Origin of the sequence: Pseudoalteromonas obscura, assembly GCF_030135505.1 — a bacterium.
Classification (GTDB): Bacteria; Pseudomonadota; Gammaproteobacteria; order Enterobacterales; family Alteromonadaceae; genus Pseudoalteromonas; species Pseudoalteromonas obscura.
Genome location: NZ_JASJUT010000009.1, coordinates 262,752 through 273,850 on the forward strand (window position 1 = coordinate 262,752; position 11,099 = coordinate 273,850).

Below are 11,099 nucleotides of genomic sequence, written 5' to 3' on the forward strand. Positions count from 1 at the left end.
ACAGAAGTTAACTGAGTACCATGCCTTAGCAAACAATCACGTATTAAAGCTTTTCTTTGACTGCTGCAAGCTGCTCGGCAAAGGTTAAATGCCGCAGATCTCCCAGCCCTGCTTTTTCTGTTAATGCAAGTAGCTGGCTTTCAAGTATCAGTAGCTGTTCTTCCACTTGGTTATTTGCCAATGCCTGTTTACGAACAAGATGCTCCTGATATAAGTGCTCGATCCTTTGTAGTTGCAATTGAGCTTGCTTCACTTTCGCTTCGATCTGCTCATAATTCCGTACATTGCTGTGGATGTATTGTTTTGCATACTCACTGGTATTATTGGCATCCATAGTAACACTGGGCAGTACTTCAGCTTTAGGGGAAGCAGCAATGGCACGGAGTTGAGCGACGATTTCTCCCAAGTAGTGCAGCTCAACAGCACTGATCTCCAATGCAGTAAGCAAAGCGGTGTACTCAGGCAACATCGCTTCGACTTCAAGCTGCTTACCATTTACCAACATCGCTTTAAACTTATTATGCCTCTCACTGAGCTTGCGATAACGTGTAGAAAAATGTTCTTCCGTTGCAAATTTATCCAGTACAGCAAAATGCGAACGTACAGGTTCTAGCACAGATAAAATCAATTGTTTTGCCGCTTGTGCGCCAGCTACAAGTGCCAACACTTCTTGGCTGAGCTCAATTATCTCCCCACTCACCGTCTGAGACGAAAAAAAAGATGCACTATCAAGTGCTTCAAAAGGCTTGGATTTTAAATCTGAAAAGTTTTCCTCCAACTCCTTCCATTCTTTTTGGGCTTTTTGAATGCGCTCGCTATCATAGTCAATCAATGATTCAACATTTGCCAGATACATGGCTTGTTGTGCTTCTTTATAGGAAGCTTCCGCTCTACTATACGCCGCTTGAACCTGTTCGGTCGTAGGCGAAGAGCCTCCCAGTGAGTTTTGCACTGAGTCCAGTGTTTTACAGCCTGTAATGTTCAAAAGCAAGGCCCCAAAAACCAGGCCGACTTTCATTCGCATTAGTAACTCCATTGTAATCCTGCGGTCAAAGAAACGTTAGTGTATTCTATTTCAGGAACTCGCAAACGTCGACCATTCACTTCCTCTGTTACGGTATCTCTCTCTTTGTAGTAAGCATCTACCCCAAACATCACAGCAACATGCTCAACAACCTGATATCTCACTCCCGTCCTTGCCATCATCCCCCAACCATTAAAATTATCAGTCAAGGTTGTTGTTTCAAATTGCGTATTCTGAATTCGGCTGTACACAGGGCTACTCAGCTCGCCTTCAATATACCAACTAAATTTATCTTCTGGACGCACCAGCTTGCTATCGTAACGCGCACCAATTGTGGCTAAAACTCCCATTTGATCTTCTGTCACAGAAATCACAGGCACTAACGAAGCAGGGTTATTTTGCAATACGTCATCCCCATCTTTGGTTTGACCAGGTAAATCAAAACGAGGCACAGGATCCCCGTCTTCACGCGGCAGCGCTTTGAGTGCGTCGTCAAATCTTGTAGCACCCGGATTAACGAATTTAAAATTTGAACGAGTAAAACTAGAAGTAAAAATTTTCATCCCAAACGTCAACTGAAGCGCACGTTGGTAGTTGTATGCTGCGGTAAACGCTAATTCGTTAGCTTTGACTTTAAAGTCGTTCTGCTGGATTGCACCAAAGTCTTTTAATGACCAGGTTTCTTGGTCTATCTCTGTCGAAATTGTCGCTGCACTACCAATATAAAAACCCCAACGTTCATCAATCCCTGTATATGATAGCTGCCTGACCGCAGGGTTAGTCACTGAGATCGATTGAGACAACTGGCCAAAGCCTGCAACATCTGCAAGTGATTCATTGTAATCAATAGACTCAAACCCCAATCGAATTTCACTGAAAGAAGGCAGTGGAGCAGCAGATACGCAGCCGCTAAATATCCCCAGCAAGGCAAATGTATATTTCATGGTATTCCTCGATAATGTTCTTGTCTTGTATAACAAGGCACAACATTACAACCCCTTGCTTACAGGCCGATTGAAACGGTTTCACACTAACTATTGCATGTCAGTGGATGATATAAACATTAGTACAGACGTCTTTATAGTCAAGGACATAGACACTATTGCAGCAAGCCACAGGGAGAGTTTAACAGGCCTGATATACGAAAAAAGCTCGCCAAATGCGAGCTTTTTACACCTTTACACCGCTTGTTGAATAATCACGCTATCGGCTTTTTTCGTATAGTGCGACATTTTATGGAAGTTTAGATACCGATATGTATCCGCCGCTGTTGCATTGATCTTCGCGGCAAACTCTTGGTATTCCTCTGGCGAGGGTAACCGGCCTATGATGGCTGCAACAGCTGCCAGTTCAGCCGAGGCCAAAAATACATTTGCACCAGTTCCCAAACGATTCGGAAAGTTACGGGTCGACGTGGATACGACCGTTGCGCGATCAGCGACTCTTGCTTGGTTGCCCATGCATAGCGAGCACCCTGGAGTTTCAATTCGCGCGCCAACACGACCATAAATTCCGTAATACCCTTCATCGGTCAATTGATCTTTATCCATTTTGGTTGGAGGTGCTATCCACATTCTAGTGGGTAATTGGCCTGTGAAATTATCAAGTAGTTTGCCAGCAGCTCGAAAGTGTCCAATATTGGTCATGCACGACCCGATGAATACTTCATTAATTTCTTCGTTTTGAACTGTTGATAATAATCGGGCATCATCAGGATCATTGGGGGCGCATAGTATCGGCTCTTTGATCTCGTTTAAATCAATCTCCAATACATGTGCGTATTGAGCATCCGCATCCGCTTCCATTAAGTGGGGCTGCTCCAACCAAGCCTGCATTTTTGCAATGCGACGCTCAATGGTACGCACCTCACCATAACCTTCAGATATCATCCATTTCAACATCACAATATTTGAATTGAGGTACTCCTCTATCGACGTTTGTGACAACTTAACAGTACATCCAGCTGCCGAGCGCTCCGCTGATGCATCGGATAATTCAAACGCTTGCTCTACAGTTAAATGTTCAACCCCTTCAATTTCAAGGATCCGACCTGAAAATTCATTGACTTTGCCTTTTTTCTCTACCGTCAATAAGCCTTGTTGGATGGCGAAATATGGAATGGCGTGAACAAGATCGCGCAGTGTGATCCCAACTTGCATATCACCTTTAAAACGCACCAAAATAGACTCAGGCATATCCAGCGGCATAACCCCAGTCGCGGCCGCAAATGCAACGGCGCCAGAACCTGCCGGGAATGAAATCCCTAAAGGGAAACGAGTGTGGGAATCACCACCGGTTCCAACTGTATCAGGCAGCAACATACGATTGATCCATGAGTGAATAACACCATCGCCAGGGCGAAGAGAGACCCCGCCCCGATTCATCATAAAATCAGGTAGCGTATGGTGAGTATTCACATCAATAGGTTTAGGGTAAGCGGAAGTATGACAAAAAGACTGCATTGTGAGATCAGCTGAAAAACCAAGACATGCTAAGTCTTTCAATTCATCACGTGTCATTGGGCCTGTGGTATCTTGGGAACCAACAGTGGTCATGACGGGTTCGCAATATTGCCCGGGTCTTACGCCATCAACACCACATGCTTTACCCACCATTTTTTGTGCCAGCGTATACCCTTTTCCTGTTTCACCTGCTTGAGCAGGTTTTTTGAAAATACGCTCTTGCTCTAGACCCAGAGAAGCCCTAGCTTTATCTGTCAATCCTCGGCCAATGATCAGGGGAATACGCCCACCTGCCTGAACCTCATCTAAAATCACTTCTGATTTGAGCGTAAATTGAGAAATGACTTCATCCGTACCAAAACGTTTAACTAGGCCTTCGTAGGGGTAAATGTCGATTTGATCACCCATGTTTAGCTTATCGACGGGCAACTCTATGGGCAGTGCACCAGAGTCTTCCATGGTGTTGAAAAAAATAGGCGCTATTTTACCACCCAGACAAATTCCACCTACGCGCTTATTGGGCACAAAAGGAATATCTTCACCCATAAACCAAAGCACTGAATTCGTCGCTGATTTACGAGAAGAGCCTGTACCGACGACATCACCTACGTATGCCAGCGGCAAACCTTGTCTTTTTAGCGCTTCAAGTTGTGATATGGGGCCAATCTCTCCTGGTTTTTCAGGTACGATCCCATCACGTTCAATTTTCAACATCGCCAGCGCATGCAATGGAATATCGGGGCGAGACCAAGCGTCCGGCGCAGGCGAAAGGTCATCCGTATTTGTTTCACCTGTCACTTTGAATACAGTGACCGAAATTTTCTTTGCTACAGCAGGCTTTTCAGTAAACCAATCAGCTTTTGCCCAAGACTCTAGCACTTGCTGCGCAAATTGATTACCCTGTTTCGCTTTTTCTTCAACATCATAAAACGCGTCAAACATTAATAATGTATGCGACAACCCCTTAGCTGCAATTGGAGCTAACTGTTTGTCGTCAAGCAGCTCTATCATGGGTGCTATATTGTAGCCACCCAGCATTGTACCTAACAGTTCTACTGCATACACTTTTGAAATTAGAGGTGATGAAGTTTCACCTTTGGCGATGGCGGCAAGAAAACTCGCTTTTATATAGGCTGCATCATCAACGCCGGGCGGAACTCGATTGACCAATAGGTCTAAAATAAACTCTTCTTCTCCTTCTGGGGGGCTTTTTATTAAGGTAATTAAGTCTGCGGTTTGCTGGGCATCTAATGGTTTAGGAACGATTCCATTTTCCGCACGCTCTTCAACATGATTTCGATACTCTTGAAGCACGGTTTTATCCTCTTGGTGACGTGTTTTAATAAGCATTTTAGTATTTTTGTATATAACTGCTTATCTTTTAATCTAGCTATTTGATTATAAGGGCTTTAAACCAAGATGAAAATCTTGCAAGTTGTAGTCGGAAGGAATAACGGATATTAATTTAATGAATACGCTTGAGTGCAACACATATTTTGGTGTAATGATTATTCAACACTGAATATGAAAGCTGAGCAACAGGTGCCGCCCAGCCAACTTAACAGCATTATCGCTTAACTTTCACTCTTTCTATAGAAATAACCTTTGCTTCAACGCGGCGGTTCGCTGTATGCGCTTCTTGTGTATTACTGCTATCTAATAAACGCTCTTCTCCATAACCAATGGTGGAGATCCGAGATCGAGCTACCCCTTCATCAACTAGTTGCGCCGCTACCGCATCTGCACGCTTTTTAGATAACCACATATTGTAGTCTGCTTTTCCTAAACTCGATGTATGCCCTTCAAGAACTACAGTAGTCTCTGGGTGAGCACGTAAAAACTCTACAACCGCATTGATATCATCTAGGTATTGCTGAGAAACCTGCGAATTATTGTTCGGGAAACGCACTAACAAGCTGACCGTCACTTCTTTATCTTCATATAAACTACAGCCCATCGCATCTACAGCATCACTCATTGGTGTATTTGCACAACGATCGTCACGGTCCCATACACCGTCGCCATCACTGTCTTTTGGCTTGTCGACTGCAACAGGTTGCGGTGCTGGCTGAGGGGCTGGTTCAACTTTAGTTGGACTGCTCGCTGTTTTACCAAACATATAATTGATACCAAGTTTTGCTCCAACATCGGTATAACCACGCTCTAGCCCTTGATAAATAGTGGTTTCAAAATTAGCTGCAAAGTTGTCAGTGAAATGATGACGATAACCAACCCCTGCATTGGCAAATAAATTGCTATCGAATATATCTATCGATTTCAAGCCTGCAAGTGCATAAAATGGCCCACCATTAAAATGGTATAAACCATCGATGCCTAGTCGGTCACCATCTTGAGAACCAACGCCTGCACCTTCTAAATCAAAGTCCATGTCAGCATACTCTATGCGCGCACTCCAATATTTATTAAAGCGGTAACCTAGCTCGGCTCCCCAACCAGTGGAATTGTCAATGCCTACGCCGCCGTTCGCAACTCCGCGGATATTTTCCCAGTTCGCGTCGTAGTAGTCACCAAATACCCCAATATAAGCACCTTCCTCTACTTCTCCTGCCTGTAACGAAGATGCTGTCGCCATTGCCACAATAATACTTAGCATTTTAAGTTTCATCGCTTTTTTCCCTCTAAAATCTAGACTGATTAATTTTGATAGCCTGATAATAGTAGTCGATGTCTTAATAATTACTTAACACTAAATAAGTATTTTTAATTAAGAAATGAAGCTGAATCTAGCCTTGATGACCAAACAAAACTTGATATAAACCATCTTCTTCAAGCAATGAGTGATGGTCTCCCGATTGTGTTACGCGGCCATCATCTAAAACATAAATTATGTCCGCTTGACGGATAGCACTTAGCCGATGGGCAATAATTAAAGTTGTACGCCCACTGAGAAATTGATTCAAGTTATTGTGGATCCGCGCTTCAGTTTCTACATCTAATGCGGAAGTTGCTTCATCTAAAATAACCATTTTAGGGTCTGCTGCTACCATACGTGCAATAGCTAGGCGTTGTTTCTGTCCACCAGACAGTTTAACGCCGTTTCGCCCTACAATGGCATCTAGCTTGCCTTCCATCGCCCTGACATTGTCTGCCAACTCAGCAATTTCTAGCGCATGCCACAACTGCTCATCAGTACATAGCTTACCTAAACTCAAGTTTTCACGAATGGTGGAATTAAATAGGATAGGCTGTTGTAACACGGTGACTGCATGCTCCCTAACTTGATCATAGCCTACATCTTCTATCGCCGTACCATTGATCAGAATATCACCGCTAGACTTTTGATAGAGGCCAAGTAACAACTGAACTAAAGTTGATTTCCCACCTCCAGACACGGCCACTAAAGCGACTTTCTTCCCCTTGGGAATATGCATGCTTACATTATTTAGTATGGGCTGACCATCATTGTATTCAAAGTTCACATGTTTAAACTCAATGGCTATTTTCTCGGCACTGAATACATTCTGAGTCTTGTCATTGCGCTGTGCTTTAGATGATTCTGTTTCAAAATCTAGTACTTGGTTCAGTCTTTGTAGTGCAGCAGACGCACTGTAATAAGAATATTGAATGCTCAAGATTTCCTGCACAGGCCCCATCATAAACCAGAGGTAACCAAACACGGCAAAAATTTGGCCAACAGAGAGACCAGAGAACACCACCATTAACATAGCAATCGCGCGAAATACTTCAAACCCAAGTAAAAATACTGTGAAACTCAAGCGGTTTACAGCATCTGTTTTCCATTGGGATTGTACAGAGTGATACCTGAGCTCTTTGGCAGCATTTAGAACATTGTCAAAGTAGCCATGCTCGCGCCTCATTGCCTTTAACTGAGCAATAGCGTCCAATGTTTCGACCAAGGCTGTCTGAAATGCTTCAAATGCATTGTTTTTTTCTTTAGTCAGGTGTTTTACCTGTTTGCCAAACTGGCGTGAAAAATAGATTACCGCTGGGTTTAAGGTCAAAATAATTAAGCCTAGGGTAAAATCGATCCACAGCAATACGATGGCAGTCCCTACAATGGTTAATAGGCCAATCAGAAAGCGTGACATTGTCTGGCTGATAAACCCATCCAACGTCTCGATATCTGTGACACACCTAGAACTGATTGCGGCACCGCCCTGTGTTTCGAATTCCTTTAATTGCACTTTGGATAGGTGTGATAGTAAGCGCTGACGAATATTCAGCGATACATCTTTACCTATAATTGTAAATTGACGCGATTGAGCGACACCAAGTAATAACGCGCCTATACGCATCAACATGACAGCAAATAAAATCGATAGGATATACCCTGTCGGCCCTTGCCAGTCAGGCGGCAATAACCCATCCATAAACTCAACCGCCACACCGGGCTTTTCAAGCAATACTTCATCAACCAGTAAAGGCATCATAAGTGGAATAGGTACACTCACCAAAGCAGCCATCAACGCTATTAAATGCGCATAGATCAATGGTTTTTTATGTTTTAATACTTGTCTTTGGATCTCTTTCCACGTCAATAGGCCTGTCATATTTGTACTTAGCATTTAGGTACCACAAAAAGTTTGATAGCTCTTGGTATTGGTTTGAGATAACAACCACTTTTCAGGATAATTATCATAGTTATATGGCACGCTTAAAGCTTCCAACCAACTATCCAAAATGTCGCTATTACCATACTGATAAAAATCACGAATTACTTCTTCCAATACATCATTGCGAGGAATGATAGCCGGGTTATGCTGCTGCATGACTGCCGCGACCTCGCTGGACTCATGATCTTGAATACGTGCCTTCCATTTGTTTACCCACTCGTCCAATTCGGGTGGAATTGGGTATTGAAGCTGCTGGCGATTGATTTTTATCGCAGTTAATGAAGCAAAAGTGTTCGTAAAATCGAGTTCATGACGAGTCATGACTTCCAATAACGCCGTTATTAAGTCCTGATCACCTGGCTGTTCGTCGAGTAATCCCAGTTTATTATGCCAAAGTTGCTTGTAACCTTGGTTAAAACGCTCCGAGAACCCGGCTAATATTTTAGAAAAGCGTTCTATTGCTACTTGCTCATCCTCAATAAGCAACAATAGAGACTCAGCCAATCGACCACAGTTCCAACTCGCCATATTAGGCTGCTGGCCAAATGCATAGCGCCCCTGTCGATCTATAGAACTAAAGACACGGTTAAACGAAAATGATTCCATCATTGCACACGGGCCATAATCTATGGTTTCTCCGTTAATAAGGGTGTTATCAGTGTTCATCACGCCGTGAATAAAACCGACTTGTAACCACTTCAGTATCAAATCACATTGAGCGTCACATACAAACTGAAAGAATGAAAATATATCTTCTTCTGCAAGGCCATTACTCTCCAAGCCGACATCTTTCATTGCCAATTCTAACAACTTCAACATCGCTTCTGAGTCTTGTTGCACCGCCAAATACTGAAAGGACCCAACTCGAATATGACTATGTGCAACACGCGCCACAACAGCTCCTGGTAATTCGCCTTGGCGATACACAGAGTCGCCAGTCGATAACACAGCCAAACATTGTGTAGAAGGCACACCTAAACTCAACAACGCTTTACTCATTACAAATTCCCGAATAGCAGGGCCTAGTGCACATAACCCATCACCGCCTCGAGAAAATACTGTTGCACCTGATCCTTTGAGTTGAATATCAAAAGTCTCTCGATCACGTGCTTTAAACGAACCAATTAAATGAGCTCTACCATCCCCTAAAGTTGGATTAAATTGACCAAACTGATGTCCAGAGTAAGCTAAGCAAACACTTTGTGCTCCGGGTAAAGGTCGGCTACCCGATAAATAGTACTGTGCAGTCTCTAAATTCCAATTCAACCCTAACTGAGTATTCAGCTCAGTATTGAACACTGTGACTTTGGCATTGTTAAAATCATTAGGTATCGCAGGTACTGCAAATTTTTCACCTATTGGAGCATATCGTGAATAAAACATAACTTAACTACTCTGTATTATATTATCACCGACACTGAAGGCGATAAGCTGGCTAAGTGCAGTCATTGAGAGACCGCTTGATTGTTGAAGCTCATTAAAATGCTGCTGAGCAGCCTTTAATGATTTAAGCGACTGTAAGCCCCCATCAATTATATGATTTGCACGTAAGTAAGACTCAACATCTTTTGTAAGTAAAAAGGTATCCTTGCCGAGTGCTCGTAATGCAAATGGCCCTGTATTACCTCCTAGGCGGTTTCCTCTTTTTCTAAGTAATAGCCATAAATTAATAATGTCGCTACTTGGCCAGTTAGCTATCAGCGAAGAAAATGATCCGTGCTCTTGTTGTAATTCATAAATCATATGGCAGTTGATAGCGATACTTTGCACTTTTTTATAGTTCCGAATAATACGCTCATCTTGTGCACGCTGTTCATACATCTCTGGCGACATGTAAAGCAGCTTATCGATTGAAAAGTCCCAAAATACCTCTCTAAATCCATCCCATTTGGCATTTACAACTGACCAATAAAATCCAGATTGAAAAATTTTACGCGTGAATTCTTCTAACCATTCATCGTCAGTAAGCAAATTAAGCGCATTATGCGATTGCGGTTCTTCCAACAAAATATGTATATTCGCTTCGCCTCCTTTTCTTTCGCACGCTCTGTCATAAATTTCGTTAAATTGAGTCAATGGGGCCCCTATATCACACTAATTCAAATCTCTATATTAATAATAGTCTCACATATTGTGCCTACTAAACACACTAAAGATATAAGGATATTATTAGCGCCTTATCAATAGCTGAGCGGTCTAATAACAACGAATTAAGTGAAGTGGTTACCTCGCACAAATTGGTAACTTAGGCACACTTAGTAACGGCCCAGTGCAAAATGTTGATAATGGCGAGCAATGCGAGTTCATTCGCTTTGTACAAGGTGAAGTGAGTTGTTTTAACAGTTGCTAAGGCCGCTACCCCTTTTCGTCACCCTGAACTTGATTCAGGGCCTATGGTGCAAAAGGTTAGCGACAACGATCGAAGTGAGTACTCTTCTTTTGCGCAAGGTGAAGTGAGCTGTTTTAACTATTGCTGAGACTGTCATCTCCAAAACCTACCCAACATCAAAAACATGGACCCTGAAACGAGTTCAGGACGACGGTATTAAACAACTGAGCTGTATTTACCCTTCTCGTCACCCTGAACTTGATTCAGGGTCTAGGGTGCAAAAGGTTAGCGACAGCGAACGAAGTGAGTACGCTTCTTTTGCACAAGGTGAATATCGTGCAAAAGGATAATTACACAGCGCGAAGCGCTGACATTCTTTTCGCGCAAGGTGAAACGAGCCGTTTTGACCGCTGATGAGGGACTATATTTAAAAGGGGTAAAGGGGGGTGAAAGCTGTGAAGTTTGCTCCCTTCACCTTGCGCAAACAGCGCGTGCTTCGCACACTAGTTTGCACACAAAAAAAGCCCGACTCTTGCGAATCGGGCTTTCTCTTATTTGGCACTTGGCAATGTCCTACTTTCACATGGGAAAGCCACCGCTGGCCGCCCCACACACTATCATCGGTCGGGGCCGACCCTTCGGCTATGTCGTTTCACTACTGAGTTCCGCATAGGCGGGGTGGCCTTCCA

7 protein-coding genes are annotated in these 11,099 nt (G+C 43.3%); all 7 read right to left on the minus strand.

Annotation, left to right across the window (positions count from 1 at the left end; all coding sequences use genetic code 11):
• Nucleotides 1-43: 43 nt before the first annotated feature.
• Nucleotides 44-1,024 carry a hypothetical protein gene (locus QNM18_RS19435; RefSeq protein WP_284138165.1) on the minus strand — a complete coding sequence of 327 codons (981 nt, stop codon included), beginning with the start codon at nucleotides 1,022-1,024 and terminating at the stop codon, nucleotides 44-46.
• A complete protein-coding gene (locus QNM18_RS19440) occupies nucleotides 1,024-1,968 on the minus strand; it encodes an autotransporter outer membrane beta-barrel domain-containing protein (RefSeq protein WP_284138166.1) in 945 nt (314 codons plus the stop codon). The genes QNM18_RS19435 and QNM18_RS19440 overlap by 1 nt, the downstream gene beginning before the upstream one ends.
• 234 nt (nucleotides 1,969-2,202) lie before the next feature.
• Nucleotides 2,203-4,800, minus strand: a complete 2,598-nt coding sequence (acnB, locus tag QNM18_RS19445) for a bifunctional aconitate hydratase 2/2-methylisocitrate dehydratase (protein ID WP_284138177.1) — start codon at nucleotides 4,798-4,800, stop codon at nucleotides 2,203-2,205.
• A 253-nt stretch (nucleotides 4,801-5,053) separates the two neighbouring features.
• Entirely contained in the window at nucleotides 5,054-6,112 is a 1,059-nt protein-coding gene (locus QNM18_RS19450; RefSeq protein ID WP_284138167.1) for an OmpA family protein, read from the minus strand.
• Between the two features lie 118 nt (nucleotides 6,113-6,230).
• Nucleotides 6,231-8,033 (minus strand): ABC transporter ATP-binding protein, encoded by a 1,803-nt coding sequence (locus QNM18_RS19455; protein WP_284138168.1) that lies wholly within the window; start codon nucleotides 8,031-8,033, stop codon nucleotides 6,231-6,233.
• Nucleotides 8,034-9,464: a protein adenylyltransferase SelO gene (locus QNM18_RS19460; RefSeq protein ID WP_284138169.1), complete on the minus strand. Its 1,431-nt coding sequence runs from the start codon at nucleotides 9,462-9,464 to the stop codon at nucleotides 8,034-8,036.
• A 3-nt stretch (nucleotides 9,465-9,467) separates the two neighbouring features.
• Nucleotides 9,468-10,157 carry a DNA-3-methyladenine glycosylase I gene (locus QNM18_RS19465; RefSeq protein WP_284138170.1) on the minus strand — a complete coding sequence of 230 codons (690 nt, stop codon included), beginning with the start codon at nucleotides 10,155-10,157 and terminating at the stop codon, nucleotides 9,468-9,470.
• Between the last annotated feature and the right edge of the window lie 942 nt (nucleotides 10,158-11,099).